This window comes from Arenibacter sp. ARW7G5Y1 (assembly GCF_003201775.1).
Lineage (GTDB): Bacteria > Bacteroidota > Bacteroidia > Flavobacteriales > Flavobacteriaceae > Arenibacter.
Window position 1 is genome coordinate 95,989 of the sequence record NZ_QJJZ01000014.1, and the last position, 15,846, is coordinate 111,834.

Here is a 15,846-nt window from a genome sequence, read left to right on the forward strand (position 1 = left end):
ATACGGTATGGTTACTCTAAAAGAAGCAAAAACAAAATCGGAACTCAAAGAGTTCGTACAATTTCCATTTTCACTTTATAAGGATTCCCCTTATTGGGTCCCCCCTATTATCAAAGATGAACTGGCATCTTTTGACAAAAGCAAAAATCCTGTTTTTAAGGATGCCGATGCCTGGTTTTATCTGGCCTATAAGAACGATAAAATTGTAGGCAGGGTCGTAGCCATTATCAATAGATTGGAAGTAAACCAACAACAGCTAAAAAAAATGCGTTTTGGTTGGTTCGATTTTGTGGATGACTATGAAGTTACCGAGGAGCTGTTCAATAAGGTGGCAGAAATAGGAAAGGCCCATAAAATGACCTATATGGAAGGGCCTGTAGGGTTTTCCAATCTGGACAAAGTGGGGGTGTTGACCGAAGGTTTTGATGAGATAGGCACCATGATTACCTGGTACAACCATCCGTACTATGTAAACCATTTTGAACGCTTTGGGTTCGTTAAGGAAAAGGAATACATGGAAAACAAATTCCCTTTTAGCAATGCGGAGCCCAAATTTTTTAAAAAGGCAAACGAACTGGTCCGAAAACGATATGGCGTAAAAGAATTAAACTTTACCAGAACCAAGGATGTAATGCCCTGGGCAGATAAGATGTTCGATCTTTTTAACGAGACCTATTCCTCACTATCTTCCTTTGTGCGCATTACCGATATCCAAAAAGAATACTTTAAGAAAAAATATATCAGTTTTATAAATCCCGAATATATCAAATTCATATTGGATAAAGATGATAAATTAATAGCGTTCGGGATTGTAATGCCATCCTTTTCCAAGGCCCTTCAGAAAGCCAAGGGAAAGTTGTTTCCCTTTGGCATTTTCCATTTGCTAAATGCGAAAAAAAACAGCAAAGAAGTTATATTTTATTTGATCGGGGTACTCCCTGAATACCAGAATAAAGGAGTTACTGCCGTTATGTTCAATGAATATTACAAGACCTTTAAGGCCAAGGGCATTGAAAAATGTGTTAGGACACCGGAATTGGAAGAAAATGTCGCCATTCGCCAGTTATGGAAACATTTCGACCCAAAAATATACAAGAGGAGAAGAACCTACAAAAAAGAGTTGTAAGTTGGGATCAATCCTAAAAGTTGTGTGTGAATTACAAAAACATATAATTTACTATCTCAAGTTTGTGTCCTGTTCATTTTTTGCATCGCCCAAATGCGCAGCATTCATGAATACCATTAAAAATCAATAGACCAGCCGATGAATAAAAAACGACCAGGGCCGAATAACCAAGGTACGGTGTACCTTGGTTAGGAGGAGCCAGCTGTAGCCCAGGCCAGGCTGATTTTAAATTTCTTTAAATCTACGCACTTTCCACGGCCCCGGCGTCCAGGCCGCTTTCACTTGGGTGAAATGCTCTATGGACACCTTCCACCTTCCAATGTGAAAACCACTTGATTTAATACGAAATCGAAGATTCACGAAAACCTATAAAAAACCTGTCTGCCGACAAAGGCAGGCCTGTCTGCCGAAGGCAGGCAATAATAACCACTTAAGTAAATTGAAAATAGGCCGGTTCTTTATTATGTCCACTCTAACATAGTGTCGATAAATCATTACCCATTGAGGGCCCAGTTCAGAGGAGTCAAAAACACGGAATTCTTCCTAATTAGGCTACCAACAATATTTGTATAAACACAACAATTGGTCAAGACCCGTAAGTTGTCCTCAAGGGCCAAGTTTAAAACCATTACAACGCAAAACAAAAAAAGCCAACTTAAATAATAAGTTGGCTTTTTTATATTAAGTTAAATAAATTATTCTCCCATCGCTGCCGCTACTGCCGCGGACAACCTTTTGTAGGTGCCATTCTGTAATCGCTCACGTATTACGGAGAAGGCCTCCAAAGTTTCGGATACATCCTGTAAAGTATGCGTGGCCGTTGGAATCATTCTCAATAGGATCAAACCTTTAGGGATTACGGGATACACCACGATGGAACAGAAAATTCCAAAATTTTCCCTTAAATCCTTCACCAATGCCATGGCTTCGGGAATACTACCGTTAAGATAAACCGGTGTAACACAACTAGTGGTGGTACCAATATCAAAACCTCTTTCCTTTAGTCCGTTCTGCAACGCATTTACATTCTCCCATAATTTGGCCTTCAGTTCCGGTTGGGTACGAAGCATATCCAACCTTTTAAGCGCTCCCTTCACATAAATCATCGGCAATGATTTAGCAAACATTTGGGAGCGTAAGTTGTATTTAAGATATTCTATAATCTCTTTATCTGCTGCCAAAAAGGCTCCGATTCCTGCCATGGATTTGGCAAAAGTGGCAAAATAAACATCTATATCGTCTTGAACTCCCTGCTCCTCACCTGCTCCAGCCCCAGTTTCACCCAAAGTTCCAAAACCGTGTGCATCATCCACAAACAACCGGAAATTATATTTCTTCTTAAGAGCTACAATTTCCTTAAGCCTACCCTGCTCTCCCCGCATACCAAAAACCCCTTCGGATATTACCAATATACCTCCTCCGGTCTGTTCGGCCATTTTAACGGCGCGGTCCAGGTTTTTCTCAAGACTCTCTATATCGTTATGTTTAAACGTAAAACGTTTACCCATATGCAAACGTACGCCATCTATAATACAGGCATGAGCATCCACATCGTATACAATTATATCATCCTTGGAAACCAATGCATCAATGGCAGAAACCATACCCTGATATCCAAAGTTTAACAAATAGGCAGATTCCTTTTTAACAAAAGCAGCCAATTCCTGCTCCAATTGTTCGTGGAATTCCGTGTGCCCACTCATCATTCTTGCTCCCATGGGAAAAGCGGCACCGTACTCCATTGCAGCCTCGCCATCTACTTTCTTCACTTCCGGTAAATTGGCCAACCCTAAATAATCATTTATACTCCAAGTAATTACTTCCTTTCCTTGGAACTTCATCCTATTGGAAATAGGACCTTCTAATTTTGGAAATACAAAATATCCCTCCGCTTGGGAAGCCCATTTTCCTAAAGGACCTTTATTCTCTATAATTCTTTCAAATAAATCTCTCATCTAGCCTACATTGATTGTTGATGCAAAAGTATATATTTTTAATATGCATATGCAACTTATTTAATACATAAAAAGCAACGACTTATGAACCGTTGCTCTTTATAGGATATATTTTGCATAAATGTTACTTTACAAATTCTATTTTTTGTGGTTCTTCAACATTTTTACTGTCAAAGAAGCCTTGGTCGGACATCCACTGATCACTGTAAATCTTACTCATATATCTGGAACCATGATCTGGAAAAATAACCACTACATTGCTGTTTTCATTAAATTCCCCCATTTCTTCCAGTTGTCTTACCGCTTGCATTACTGCACCACTTGTGTAGCCCACAAAAAGTCCTTCCGTTCTGGATATCTCCCTGGCGGTATGGGCACTTTCCTCATCGGTAACCTTAATAAATTCGTCTATCACCTTGAAATTTGTAGCTGTAGGTATCAAATTTTTGCCCAAACCTTCAATACGGTATGGGTAAATTTCCTTGGTATCCAATTCCCCGGTTTCGTGGTATTTCTTTAGAACGGAACCATATGCATCCACACCTATTACACGGATATTGGGATTTTGTTCCTTGAGGTATTTAGCGGTACCGGAAATGGTACCTCCCGTACCACTACAGGCTACTAAATGTGTAATATGTCCGTTGGTCTGATTCCAAATTTCCGGTCCCGTACTTTTATAATGGGCCTCGGCATTGAGATCATTAAAATATTGATTGATGTAGATGGACCCTTCGGTTTCTTCGTGCAGTCTTTTGGCCACCTCGTAATAGGACCTTGGGTCATCGGCACTTACGTGTGCCGGACAGACATATACTTTGGCCCCCATAGACCTCAGCATGTCTATTTTATCCTTGGAGGATTTTGAACTTACTGCCAAGATGCATTCATACCCCTTTATAATACTGATCATGGCAATGCTAAAACCCGTATTTCCAGAAGTGGTTTCTATAATGGTACTCCCCTTCTTCAATATTCCCCTACGCTCTGCCTCTTCAATTATATAAAGGGCAATACGGTCCTTGGAAGAATGTCCTGGATTAAAACCTTCCACCTTAGCGTAAAAATTACCTTCTAAGTTGTCAGCTATTTTATTTAGTTTGATTAACGGGGTGTTTCCTACAAGTTCTAGGAGGTTATTATAAGCGTTTATCTTATGTTCCATAAACAGTTTCTAGGTTTAGAACTTATCGACATCTATTTAATTTATGTCAATACTGATAGGACAAAATTAGTCTTTTTTTTTGATTATCGAATTTTATGCTCCAAATCTAACAAAAATGCATATTCTTTTGCTACTTCCCTTAAGGATTCAAATCGGCCCGAAGCACCACCATGACCTGCATCCATATTAATATTGAACAACAATAAATTATTGTCCAATTTATTGTCTCTAAGTTTGGCTACCCATTTGGCGGGTTCAAAATATTGCACTTGGGAATCATGAAATCCGGTAATAACCAGCATATTTGGTTGCAATTGTCTCGACACATTGTCATATGGCGAATAGGATTTCATATAATCGTAGTATTCCTTTTCATTTGGATTGCCCCATTCATCATATTCCCCTGTGGTTAAGGGAATGGTATCATCCAACATAGTGGTAAGCACATCTACAAATGGAACAGCTGCAATTACCCCGTGGTAAATTTCCGGGCACATATTTACAATTGCCCCCATTAAAAGTCCACCCGCAGACCCGCCGGAAGCGTATAGGTGGTCTGCACTTGTGTATTTTCTTTGGATTAAAAATTGGGAACAATCAATAAAATCGGTAAACGTATTGATCTTGTTCAGCAATCGTCCTTCCTCATACCACTTACGGCCCAAATACTCACCGCCCCTTACATGGGCTATGGTGTAGACGAAACCCCTGTCTAACAGACTTAACCTAACTGTGGAAAAATAGGGATCGATAGTATGCCCATAAGAACCATAAGCATATTGCAAAAGTGGACTGGAACCGTCCAATTTGGTATTTTTATGATAGACCAATGAGATAGGAATTTTTTTACCATCCCTGGCAGGGGCCCAAATTCGTTCCGAAATATAGTTTTCCTTATCAAATTCCCCGCCCAATACCTCTTGTTCCTTTTTTATTTCCTTTTCCATGGTCCTCATATTAAAATCGATGACGGAACTAGGTGTGGTCATGGAGTTATATCCATATCTGAGGATTTCCGTATCAAAATCCGGATTGGTCCCCACATAGGCGGTATACGTTTCATTGTCAAAAGGCAGGTAATAGCTTTCCGCCGTATCCCATCGGACAATCTTCAGCTTGTTTAAGCCATTCTCGCGCTCGGACAGAACATAGTATTCATTAAACATTTCAATATCCTCCAGCAATACTTCCTCCCTGTGCGGTATAAAGTCTACCCAGTGTTCGGATTCGGTTTGGTCCTCAGGGGTGGTCATCAATTTAAAATTGGTTGCTCCGTCCATATTGGTAAGTATATAGAAATTGTCTTTGTAATGGGTTAGGGAATATTCCATTCCCCTAACTCTTTTAGAAAACACTTGAAACTTACCATTGGGGTTGTCGGCCCTTAGAATTTGAAACTCAGTGGTCAAGGTACTGGAAGAACCTATAACTATAAATTCCTTGGATTTTGTTTTGTAAACAAAGGTGGTAAAGGTTTCGTCCTCCTCGTGAAAAACCAATTCATCTTCCTCGGGTGCCGTCCCCAAGATATGCCTGTAAATATTGTTGGACCTCAGGGTAACTGGGTCTTTTTTGGTATAGAACAAGGTCTTATTGTCATTGGCCCATACCGCACTACCGGTTGTGTTCTCTATTTTATCAGCATATATCTCTTGGGTATGCAAATTTTTTATCTGAAGGGTGTATTGCCTACGGGAAACAGTATCCACCCCAAAGGCTGCCAATTCGTTATTGGGGCTTATGGACAAGCCTCCCAGGTTAAAATAATCCAACCCCTCCGCCATAAGGTTGCAGTTGAACATAATTTCCTCCTCGGCATCCTCTTTTTGAAACCGCCTGGTGAAAATAGGATACTCCTTTCCCACCTCATATCTAGTAGCATACCAATAGTCGTTAAACTTGTAGGGTACCGAAGAATCATCTTCCTTTATCCTAGATTTCATCTCAAGGAACAAACTTTCCCTAAGATCTTTGGTATGGGCCGTCATAGCCTCGTAGTATGCGTTTTCCTGTTCCAGAAACGCTATGACTTCCGGATTTTCCCTATCGTTCAACCAATAATAATCATCGGTCCTTATATCATTGTGCTTTATTAATTGTTTACCAATCTTTTTTGCACTTGGTGCTTTTAATTCCCGCTGCATGAGTGTGATATATTTTATAGAAACCGCAAAAATAGTATTTAAATGCAACCCACCTGATTAAATGTATGCTTTATGCATAATTATATTGACCGACCTTTTAACCGCCAATGCCAATAACTGTCACCTTTATTCCAATATTTCCCGATCAATTTAGTAATTTTGGCCAAGGAACTATTTAAATCTATTATTATGTTTGGAGATATGATGGGCATGTTGGGAAAACTGAAAGAAACCCAGGAAAAAGTTAAAGCTACCAAGGAAAGAATGAATAACGTAATACTGGAGGAGCAATCCCCTGATCAATTGCTCAAGGTGAGTATAACGGCCAATAGAACCATTAAATCCATTACTATAGATGATCGTCTTTTGCAGGACAGGGAACAACTGGAAGATTATTTGATCCTCACCCTCAACAAGGCTATAGAGAAGGCTACAACCATAAATGAAAACGAATTGGCTTCAGTGGCCAAGGAAGGAATGCCCAACATTCCTGGAATGGATTCTTTTTTAAAATAAATTTCAGTAAGTTTATCCAGTTAATCATAAGCTGTAATTATGAAGCATTTTTTCTTGTTGGTACTATTTCCAATCCTCCTAAACGCACAGACCAATAGTGCCGATAGCAAAGAAAACAATTGGCTTACGGATTACGCTGATGCCCAAAAGGCTGCAAAAAAAAACAATACCCACATCCTCATGTATTTTACAGGTAGCGATTGGTGTTCCCCATGTAAGGCTCTAAAAAAAGACCTGTTTAGTACAAGTCAATTTAAGGAAGTAGCCAAGGACTATGTGCTACTTTATGTGGATCTCCCCAGAAAGAAAGAATTGCTTAGTGCAGAGAACATGCAAAGGAACAAGGCTTTATTGTCCCAATGGAACAAAAAGGGGGTATTTCCCCTAATTAGCCTGATCAACACCGAAGAAAAAGAAGTGGCCACCCTTTCCGGTTACGGCTCCAAAGCGGATGTGGAAAAGTATTTGGATTTTCTCAAGAGGAACAGCAAAATGTGATTCAACCCCCAACCAATTCTTTTATTCTGAAATAATTCAGGGCGTATTGCAATACGCATTGCATCTTTTTGTATAAATACCACCTTATTTACTTACGGCATACCACAGGCTAAAAACCTAGCTACAGTGCTATATTCCCCTTGGGAAAAGGGGATATTTATTTAAGAATTCATTATAATTGTAAAGGCATTTGTTTTTTGCCTTCTAACTTATTTATCCATTACAAACTTCACTTTAATTATGTTGGACAATTATTTTAAGACCTATCCAGACGAAAATGGTTTTTTTAAAGAATACGGTGGTGCCTTTATACCTCCCGTTCTTGAAGCGGAAATGAAAAAAATTACGGATGCTTATTATTCCATTAGTAAATCCCACAATTTTATTTCGGAACTCCGAAGTATTCGGAAACATTATCAAGGCAGGCCAACCCCCGTTTATTATTGCAACAGGCTCTCCGAAAAATATGGAGGAAGAATATATCTGAAACGTGAAGACCTGAACCATACAGGGGCCCATAAACTTAACCATTGTATGGGAGAGGCGCTTTTGGCAAAACATTTGGGCAAAAAGAAACTAATTGCAGAAACCGGGGCCGGACAACATGGGGTTGCTTTGGCAACGGCAGCCGCCTATTTTGGGTTGGAATGTGAGATACATATGGGAGAGGTAGATATTGCCAAGGAACACCCCAACGTGGTACGCATGAAAATCCTTGGCGCAAAAGTAGTGCCGGTCTCCCATGGTTTAAAGACATTAAAAGAAGCTGTGGATTCTGCCTTTGAAGCCTATTTAAAAGATCCTATAAGCACCATATACTGTATTGGCTCTGTCGTTGGCCCACATCCCTTTCCCATGATGGTGCGGGATTTTCAGCGGGTGGTCGGTATAGAAGCCAAGGAGCAATTTTTTGAAATGACGGGAGAATTACCGGATAAGGTAGTAGCCTGTGTAGGTGGCGGCAGTAATGCCATGGGTATATTTTCCTCATTTTTGGAAGAATCGGAATGCACCTTATACGGGGTGGAACCTGGTGGCCGCTCCATGGAATACGGTGAACATGCCGCTACGATGACCTTGGGGAGTCCCGGAATTATCCACGGATTTAAGTGTTATATGCTGAAGGACGATAAAGGGGAACCGGGCGCAGTACATTCGGTGGCCAGTGGTTTGGATTATCCTGGGGTTGGCCCTGAACACAGCATGCTGAAGGATCTTAAAAAAGTTACCTATGACGTTGTTTCGGACCAGGAAACCGTGGATGCCTTTTATGAATTGAGTCGTTTGGAAGGTATCATTCCTGCATTGGAAAGTGCCCATGCTGTGGCATATGCCATAAAATTGGCACAACAAGATCCACGATCCTCCATATTGGTCAATTTAAGTGGTAGAGGCGATAAGGATTTGGATTATGTGGTTGACACCTATGGCCTACCGGAAGAAGCAAAATAATTTTATACAATTAAACCCAGGGGTGTCCAAAAGTCAATTTTTCAGGTAATTTGGGCGCCCTTTTATATGGAAAGAAATCCAATCTCCCAACGTTTTGTTACAATTGCCAACCCTAACCCAAACTATCTATAGCTTTATGCCTAAGGTTAGCTTACAATAGCTTAATACCAACTCATCAAGGAGAGGCAAAATTACCCTCCTCCTACCTCACAAGGGCCATGTACGGGGCAGCGGAAATATTGCTGGATAAGGTGGTTAAAATTAAAAAATCACATTTTTTTGTGTAACTTTAAAAAAAGTTGCGGGGGGCTATGCTTAAAATAATAAAGGAATCGGATACCAAATATACCTTTAGTCTGCAATCGGAAAGTGGACAGGCACTTCTGACCAGTATTCCCTTCAACAACAGGGAGGAAATCAACAAGACCATTGCCAATCTCAAGGTCCTCATTGGGCAATCTTCTGTGTTTGAACGCAAGACCGACTATAACGGCAAATTTCTTTTCACATTGAAAAACAGTGAAGGCAAAATTATTGGCAGCTCCATGCTTTATAGTTCAGAGGCCGGTATGGAAAATGGCATAAAAAACCTTAAAACAAGCATATCGCTTTTACCTGATCCCATTGGCCTATAGATTCGGAAGAATATCCATAAAAGTCCCATGCATTTCATCCGTATAATCCATGTGGGTAACTATCCGTAGTTTATTTTGACCCATCCCAATAATTTGAATCCCATTCTTGTTCAATTTATCCATAAAGTCAGCAGTGGTCATTTGCTTTTCATCAATTTCAAAAATCACAATATTGGTTTCCGTGGGCTCCACCTTTTTAATGTAGGGCAATCCATTTAGCAAAAAATTTATTTCCTTCGCCTTCCTATGGTCTTCCGCCAATCTTTCCCTGTTGTTCTCCAGGGCGTAGATTCCGGCCGCCGCAAGGTAGCCTGCCTGCCGCATTCCACCGCCAAGTACCTTCCTCACCCTGAGTGCTTTTCCTATAAGCTCTTTATCTCCCAACAGCACGGAACCTACGGGGCACCCCAACCCCTTGCTCAAACATACACTGATGGTATGGAACAGTGCCCCATAATCCAAAGTCGATTCATTTTTGGCAATCAGGGCGTTCCAAAGTCGGGCTCCATCCAAATGATATTTTAGGTGATGCTCGTCGCACACCTTTCCAATGGACCTCAATTCCTCTAAATCCCAACAGGCCCCTCCGCCTTTATTGGTAGTATTTTCTATACAAACCAAGGAGGTTAATGGACTATGATAAAAGTCGGGTGGGTTTATTACTTCCTTCACTTGCCCTGCCGTCATCATTCCCCTATGGCCGTCTACCAATCTACAGGAAACACCACTGTTAAAACTCGCCCCTCCCCCTTCGTAATTATAAACATGGGCGTACTTATCGCAGATCAATTGTTCCCCAGGTTGGGTATGTATTTTAATCGCTGTTTGATTGGCCATGGTCCCGCTAGGAAAAAACAGGGCCGCTTCCATTCCGAACAAGCCCGCCATCATTTCTTCCAACTTGTTGACAGTAGGGTCATTTTTAAAAACATCGTCCCCTACCTCAGCGGTCATCATGGCCTGCAACATACCAGGCGTAGGTTTTGTGACGGTATCACTAATAAGATTTATCAACATAAAGATTGAAAATTATATATAACAAATGAATCAGGATGAACAAACTTATTGAACGTGGGTTCTTAAATTTATGTAAACGTATTAAACATTTTTCAAGTAGCTATTTTTTTCCTTTCATTTAATGTGAATTAACAATAATACCATTCCATTTTTTAAGTATGGATAATTCTCTTGCTTAAAAAAATTAAATCGCTTGTATCTAACTAAAATAAAGTAACTTGAAGAAAAACATACCTATGAAGCCAGAGGTAAAAAAACCGATATTTTCTTCTTATATCAACAATCCTGCACTTTTTGATGAAGTTTTCAACAATGATGGAGCGGCTAAAAATGTTTATCAAAAATTGTTAGATCTGTACGGGGATCATTCCATTCAAGACTATGTGCAATTGAACAATAAGGCCAAGTCCTCATTTTTTAACCAAGGAATCACTTTCCAGGTATACGACAATAAAGAAACGCAGGAGAAAATATTTCCATTCGATCTATTTCCAAGAATCATAGATGAGGATGAATGGGAAATCATTGAAAGGGGCGCTGTACAGCGCAGTAGAGCATTAAACCTATTTTTATGGGATATTTATCACGATAAAAAAATCATCAAAGATGGCATAGTTCCACTGGACTTGATCAGTTCCTCTGCTAACTATTTACATCAAATGATTGGAGTTGACCCTCCTGGGGGCATTTACAACCACATATCTGGCACTGACATTATTAAACACTCGGATGGCAACTATTATGTCCTTGAGGACAACATTAGATGTCCTTCCGGGGTAAGTTATGTTATTTGTAATCGTACCGCCTTAAAAAGAGCGCTCTTCGGGGTTTTCAATCATTATAAAACGCATTCTGTGACCAACTACGCCGAAAACCTATTGGATATATTGGAAAGTGTAAAACCAAAAGGGGTCGATGTCCCAAATTGTGTGGTTATTACACCAGGTATGTACAATTCTGCATTTTACGAACATTCATATCTGGCAAAAGCTATGGGTGTGGAATTGGTGGAAGGTAGAGATCTATTTGTTGAGAACGATTTTGTCTACATGAAAACCATTCGTGGACCCATTAAGGTTGATGTGATTTACCGAAGAGTGGATGACCAATATATAGATCCCCTGGAATTTAGGGCCGATTCGTCATTGGGGGTACCAGGTCTTTTCGCTGCCTATATAAAAGGCAATGTTTGTTTGGCAAATGCTCCGGGCACAGGAGTAGCAGATGATAAAGCCATCTACACCTACATGCCGAAAATCATTAAATATTATTTGGATGAGACTCCCATTCTCAACAATGTACACACCTACCATTGTAGTAGGCCGAATGAACTTAAATATGTATTGGAACACATACATGAACTAGTGGTGAAGCCTGTGGATGAAGCAGGCGGTTATGGTATATCAATTGGCAACAGACTTTCTAAGGCTGAAATTAAGGTAGTTCAAGAAGAAATAAAACAAAATCCTAGAAAATACATTGCCCAGCCCATTATGTCCTTATCGGTACATCCAACCTATATAGATGACAGTGAATCTTTTGAACAACGTCATGTAGATCTTAGGACATTTACCCTATTGGGCAATAAAAAGGAGTTTGTACTCAAAGGTGGATTGTCTCGAGTAGCACTAAAAAAAGGAAACTTAATTGTTAATTCCTCCCAAGGAGGTGGTTCCAAAGATACCTGGGTATTAAAAAAATAAAAAAATCTTATGTTAGCTAGAGTTGCCAATAACCTTTTTTGGATGGGGCGTTATATTGAACGTTCCGAACATGTTGCCAGATACTTAAATGTAAATTATTTCTCATCATTGGACGCACCGAACGAGCTGTCACAATCCAGACAATTTGTTCTTCAATCCATGATGTTCTTGGTTGGGGAGCCATTGGATGACGATTCCATAATTCTTAAAGAAGAAGATATTTTATTCAACATAGGACTAAATGCCAATTTACCTTATTCCATTATCAACAATGTAAAATATGCCCGAGAGAATGCCAATAGTGCCAGAGACCTTATTTCTACGGAACTGTACGAATCCATCAATAAATTTTATCATTTTGTAATCAGGTATTCGATAGACGATTTCACAAAAAAGGGACTATACGATTTTACCGTAAACATCACTGAAATGACCGCCATTTTAAGAGGAAAAATAAGAGGTACGCTTTTGCATGACGAGGTGTATGCAATTATTATGCTCGGTATAAATCTGGAGAGGGCCACGCAGGTAATCAGAATCATTAATGCCAAATACAATGATGCCGTAAAGGCCAAAGGGAGTTATGGCGATAAAATTAGCAATAGCTTTGAATGGACCACACTTCTTAAATGTGTGGAATCTTATGATATGATGCGCAGATATTATAAAAAGACACCTACCAGTATTTCCACTTTGGAATTCTTAATTTTAAATCCGGATTGTCCAAGATCTGTCATCAATAGTATAAACCAAGTATATAAGCATATTAAAGTTTTGGATTCATCCAAAACTCCGGATAAAAATTCCACCGCTTTTTTAATAAGTAAAGTTAAGGGAGAATATGAATTTAAATTTGCCGAAGAAATTGAGGAAGACATTCAGGGCTTTATTGAAAAAATACTCAATAGTCTGGTGCAGATTAGTCTTAAAATGGAAAATGAATTTTTTAACTATTGATTTATAATCCATTGGATTACCTTTGCGTTAACAACTACTTATAATGTCATTTGAATATTCAGTTACTTATTCTGCCGAAAATAACTACGAAAATCCTGTAGAAAATGCATATTGGCAATTTTTGATCATTCCTGAGAATAACGACACGCAAGAATTGATCAGCGTGGAAATAAAAAATTCATTGGAAGCCAAAGGTGGTTTTTCCCAAAATGGTTTTGGATTTCAGACCATTAGGATAAATACTTCGGAACGATTCCAGAAAATTAACTTCAGTGCCACTTTTAAACTAAAAAAAATAAGCTTCAACCCTTTTGGACAAATTCCAATCTTTGATATCCCAAGCAACTATGAACTTGTTAAAAGTTTGAATTTCAAGGTAGATCATGAGCCTTATCTGCGTGAGACCAAATATACTGCCTTGCCAGCCGGTTCAGAAAACTTGTTTGTTTTTGATACCTCCATAAGTATATTCGAGAATCTTCAAAAACTAAATAAATGGATCTATCTTTTTATTCATTTCAATACTGGCGTTACCCATGTGAATACCTTATTGGAAGAAATCATAAATAATCCTGAGGGGGTATGCCAGGATTTCACACATTTATTCTGTGCTTTGGCAAAAGCAAATAATATTCCCACCCGCTATGTCTCGGGTTACCTGCACCAGGGTAATGGTTACTTTGGCGACTCGCAAATGCATGCTTGGGCAGAAGCATATATCCCCCAAGTTGGCTGGATAGGCTTTGACCCTACCAACAATTTATTGGTCAATGACAACCATATTAAAGTAGCCCACGGTAAAGACTATAATGATTGCTCCCCTTTAAAAGGCGTAGTATATTCACAAGGCGCTAATAAAACCTCCCATTCCGTGGAAGTACAAGCCGAACAATAAATATCATTTCATATTTGGTACATAATCAGAAAAAAGAATCCTATTTTTGGCTGAAAATAATAATAGAATATGATAACCACGGACCATTATAAGAGTCTCATTGATCGCCTTGGTGCGTTAAGGAGGTATCTTTGACATCGATGCCAAGCTTGTAGAAATAGAGAACGAGGAAGAAAAGACCCTGGCTCCCGATTTTTGGAACCACCCCCAAGAGGCACAGGAGCAGATGAAATTGATTCAGTCCAAGAAACAATGGGTCGATGATTTCAACAGCGCTCAAACTTTAGTTGCCGATCTGGAGATTTTTTTGGAATTTCAGAAAGAAGGTGAAATGTCCGATGCCGATGTTGAAAGTCATTACGACAAGACCGTTGAAGCCTTGGAGAAATTGGAATTTAAAAACATGCTCTCTTCCGAGGGAGATGAACTAACGGCCATACTCCAAATAACGACAGGTGCCGGAGGCACGGAAAGTTGTGACTGGGCCTCCATGTTGATGCGGATGTATATGATGTGGAGTGAAAAAAACGGGTATAAGGTAAAGGAACTCAATTATCAGGAAGGTGATGTTGCAGGAATAAAAACCGTAACCTTGGAAATTGAGGGCGATTATAGCTTTGGGTGGCTTAAGGGAGAGAATGGCGTACACAGGCTGGTACGTATTTCCCCTTTCGACAGTAATGCCAAGCGTCATACCTCCTTCGCTTCCGTTTACGTTTACCCACTGGTGGACGACAGTATCGAAATTGATATAAATCCGGCAGATGTGGAGATCACCACAGCGAGATCCAGCGGTGCTGGGGGGCAGAATGTCAACAAAGTGGAAACCAAGGTGCAGCTGACACATAAACCCTCGGGAATTCAGATTTCCTGTTCAGATTCAAGGTCGCAGCACGACAATAGGGCCACTGCACTAAAAATGCTTAAATCCCAATTGTACGAAATAGAATTGCGCAAGAAAATGGAAGCCAGACAGGAAATTGAGTCTTCCAAAATGAAAATTGAATGGGGCTCACAGATCAGGAATTACGTAATGCACCCGTACAAATTGGTGAAAGACGTGCGTACAGGTGAAGAAACAGGCAATGTAGAGGCGGTTATGGATGGTAATATTGATCAATTCTTAAAGGCCTATCTTATGATGATGGGGCAAAAGGAAGAGAGTTGATTTATTACTCCCCATTACAACCTTATAACTTGTTACAGATAAAGGCTTGAAAGTTTCCGGAACCCAGTCCAAAGATTCCAAACGTGACCAGTTGTAACCCGGAAAGTTTAGCCATCAACCTTAAAACCAAATAAATTATGATTAAAATATATCACAACCCCAGATGTGGAAAGTCCAGGGAAGGTTTGGCCATTTTAGAAAATTCAGGAAACGACTTCGAGATAATTAAATATCTTGAAAAGGTGCCTTCCAAGAAAGAACTGGAAACCATTTTAAAAATTTTGGGCATGTCACCATTACAATTGGTGCGAACCAACGAAGCTATTTGGAAGGAAAAATTCAAAGGCAAAACCATGACGGACGATGAAATAATTTCAGCCATGATAGCGTACCCCAAGCTCATAGAACGCCCCATCGTCATCATGGACAACAAAGGGGTGGTTGGACGTCCGCCCGAAAAAATAAAGACACTTTTAGGCTAGTGCCTTCTTTGAGTGCTTGGCAAAAGAAATGTTTAATAGTACATTTTTCACCTAATAATAAATTAGACCCCCAATGGTCCAATTGCGGCACAATTCTTGAAATATTCATTTTAACAAAGATTTAACCCTTAAG

General features: G+C 39.7%; 14 protein-coding genes. 10 read left to right on the forward strand and 4 right to left on the reverse strand.

Features of this window, described 5'->3' with window-relative positions; genetic code table 11:
* The first annotated feature begins 7 nt into the window (after nucleotides 1–7).
* Nucleotides 8–1,126, forward strand: coding sequence for a GNAT family N-acetyltransferase (locus C7972_RS18195; protein WP_110357591.1), 1,119 nt, complete (start codon nucleotides 8–10; stop codon nucleotides 1,124–1,126).
* 695 nt (nucleotides 1,127–1,821) lie between these two features.
* Here the strand turns inward: C7972_RS18195 and C7972_RS18200 are convergent.
* The 3 genes from C7972_RS18200 to C7972_RS18210 all read right to left on the reverse strand — a co-directional run bounded on the left by C7972_RS18200 (nucleotide 1,822) and on the right by C7972_RS18210 (nucleotide 6,390).
* Complete coding sequence (locus C7972_RS18200) at nucleotides 1,822–3,081, reverse strand: aminotransferase class I/II-fold pyridoxal phosphate-dependent enzyme (protein ID WP_110357592.1); 1,260 nt, start codon at nucleotides 3,079–3,081, stop codon at nucleotides 1,822–1,824.
* A 124-nt stretch (nucleotides 3,082–3,205) separates the two neighbouring features.
* On the reverse strand, nucleotides 3,206–4,246 hold the full coding sequence (locus C7972_RS18205; protein WP_110357593.1) for a PLP-dependent cysteine synthase family protein: 1,041 nt from the start codon (nucleotides 4,244–4,246) through the stop codon (nucleotides 3,206–3,208).
* A gap of 83 nt (nucleotides 4,247–4,329) precedes the next feature.
* Nucleotides 4,330–6,390: a S9 family peptidase gene (locus C7972_RS18210; protein WP_110357594.1), complete on the reverse strand. Its 2,061-nt coding sequence runs from the start codon at nucleotides 6,388–6,390 to the stop codon at nucleotides 4,330–4,332.
* A 189-nt stretch (nucleotides 6,391–6,579) separates the two neighbouring features.
* On the opposite strand from C7972_RS18210, the gene C7972_RS18215 reads away from it, so the two are divergent.
* The 4 genes from C7972_RS18215 (at nucleotide 6,580) to C7972_RS18230 (ending at nucleotide 9,491) form a co-directional block, all read left to right on the forward strand.
* Nucleotides 6,580–6,906, forward strand: a complete 327-nt coding sequence (locus C7972_RS18215) for a YbaB/EbfC family nucleoid-associated protein (protein ID WP_110357654.1) — start codon at nucleotides 6,580–6,582, stop codon at nucleotides 6,904–6,906.
* A gap of 39 nt (nucleotides 6,907–6,945) precedes the next feature.
* Entirely contained in the window at nucleotides 6,946–7,404 is a 459-nt protein-coding gene (locus C7972_RS18220) for a thioredoxin family protein (RefSeq protein WP_110357595.1), read from the forward strand.
* Between the two features lie 240 nt (nucleotides 7,405–7,644).
* The gene (gene trpB / locus C7972_RS18225) at nucleotides 7,645–8,856 is read left to right on the forward strand and encodes a tryptophan synthase subunit beta (protein WP_110357596.1); all 1,212 of its coding nucleotides are present in this window, start codon (nucleotides 7,645–7,647) and stop codon (nucleotides 8,854–8,856) included.
* Nucleotides 8,857–9,167: 311 nt separating this feature from the next.
* Nucleotides 9,168–9,491: a YegP family protein gene (locus C7972_RS18230; RefSeq protein WP_110357597.1), complete on the forward strand. Its 324-nt coding sequence runs from the start codon at nucleotides 9,168–9,170 to the stop codon at nucleotides 9,489–9,491.
* On the opposite strand, the gene C7972_RS18235 is transcribed toward C7972_RS18230, so the two are convergent.
* Nucleotides 9,486–10,508 carry a low specificity L-threonine aldolase gene (locus tag C7972_RS18235; protein ID WP_110357598.1) on the reverse strand — a complete coding sequence of 341 codons (1,023 nt, stop codon included), beginning with the start codon at nucleotides 10,506–10,508 and terminating at the stop codon, nucleotides 9,486–9,488. The two genes, C7972_RS18230 and C7972_RS18235, sit on opposite strands and share 6 nt — an antisense overlap.
* Nucleotides 10,509–10,744: 236 nt before the next feature.
* Between C7972_RS18235 and C7972_RS18240 the strand changes: the two genes are divergently transcribed.
* The 5 genes from C7972_RS18240 (at nucleotide 10,745) to arsC (ending at nucleotide 15,713) form a co-directional block, all read left to right on the forward strand.
* Nucleotides 10,745–12,211, forward strand: coding sequence for a circularly permuted type 2 ATP-grasp protein (locus tag C7972_RS18240; RefSeq protein ID WP_110357599.1), 1,467 nt, complete (start codon nucleotides 10,745–10,747; stop codon nucleotides 12,209–12,211).
* 9 nt (nucleotides 12,212–12,220) lie between these two features.
* Nucleotides 12,221–13,168, forward strand: coding sequence for an alpha-E domain-containing protein (locus C7972_RS18245; protein WP_110357600.1), 948 nt, complete (start codon nucleotides 12,221–12,223; stop codon nucleotides 13,166–13,168).
* Nucleotides 13,169–13,211: 43 nt separating this feature from the next.
* Nucleotides 13,212–14,063, forward strand: coding sequence for a transglutaminase family protein (locus tag C7972_RS18250; RefSeq protein WP_110357601.1), 852 nt, complete (start codon nucleotides 13,212–13,214; stop codon nucleotides 14,061–14,063).
* Between the two features lie 69 nt (nucleotides 14,064–14,132).
* Nucleotides 14,133–15,231 (forward strand): peptide chain release factor 2 gene (prfB, locus tag C7972_RS18255; RefSeq protein WP_110357602.1). Its coding sequence is split into 2 segments (ribosomal slippage): nucleotides 14,133–14,195 and nucleotides 14,197–15,231, totalling 1,098 coding nucleotides; the frame shifts between segments, so codons are not numbered across the junction.
* Between the two features lie 137 nt (nucleotides 15,232–15,368).
* Nucleotides 15,369–15,713 carry an arsenate reductase (glutaredoxin) gene (gene arsC, locus C7972_RS18260; protein WP_110357603.1) on the forward strand — a complete coding sequence of 115 codons (345 nt, stop codon included), beginning with the start codon at nucleotides 15,369–15,371 and terminating at the stop codon, nucleotides 15,711–15,713.
* Nucleotides 15,714–15,846 lie beyond the last annotated feature (133 nt).

Bases quoted from the DNA above. Each gene is read 5' to 3' on its own strand.
- C7972_RS18195 (WP_110357591.1), top strand. From the start codon at position 8: ATGGTTACTCTAAAAGAAGCAAAAACAAAATCGGAACTCAAAGAGTTC.
- C7972_RS18200 (WP_110357592.1), bottom strand. From the start codon at position 3,081: ATGAGAGATTTATTTGAAAGAATTATAGAGAATAAAGGTCCTTTAGGA.
- C7972_RS18205 (WP_110357593.1), bottom strand. From the start codon at position 4,246: ATGGAACATAAGATAAACGCTTATAATAACCTCCTAGAACTTGTAGGA.
- C7972_RS18210 (WP_110357594.1), bottom strand. From the start codon at position 6,390: ATGCAGCGGGAATTAAAAGCACCAAGTGCAAAAAAGATTGGTAAACAA.
- C7972_RS18215 (WP_110357654.1), top strand. From the start codon at position 6,580: ATGTTTGGAGATATGATGGGCATGTTGGGAAAACTGAAAGAAACCCAG.
- C7972_RS18220 (WP_110357595.1), top strand. From the start codon at position 6,946: ATGAAGCATTTTTTCTTGTTGGTACTATTTCCAATCCTCCTAAACGCA.
- trpB (WP_110357596.1), top strand. From the start codon at position 7,645: ATGTTGGACAATTATTTTAAGACCTATCCAGACGAAAATGGTTTTTTT.
- C7972_RS18230 (WP_110357597.1), top strand. From the start codon at position 9,168: ATGCTTAAAATAATAAAGGAATCGGATACCAAATATACCTTTAGTCTG.
- C7972_RS18235 (WP_110357598.1), bottom strand. From the start codon at position 10,508: ATGTTGATAAATCTTATTAGTGATACCGTCACAAAACCTACGCCTGGT.
- C7972_RS18240 (WP_110357599.1), top strand. From the start codon at position 10,745: ATGAAGCCAGAGGTAAAAAAACCGATATTTTCTTCTTATATCAACAAT.
- C7972_RS18245 (WP_110357600.1), top strand. From the start codon at position 12,221: ATGTTAGCTAGAGTTGCCAATAACCTTTTTTGGATGGGGCGTTATATT.
- C7972_RS18250 (WP_110357601.1), top strand. From the start codon at position 13,212: ATGTCATTTGAATATTCAGTTACTTATTCTGCCGAAAATAACTACGAA.
- arsC (WP_110357603.1), top strand. From the start codon at position 15,369: ATGATTAAAATATATCACAACCCCAGATGTGGAAAGTCCAGGGAAGGT.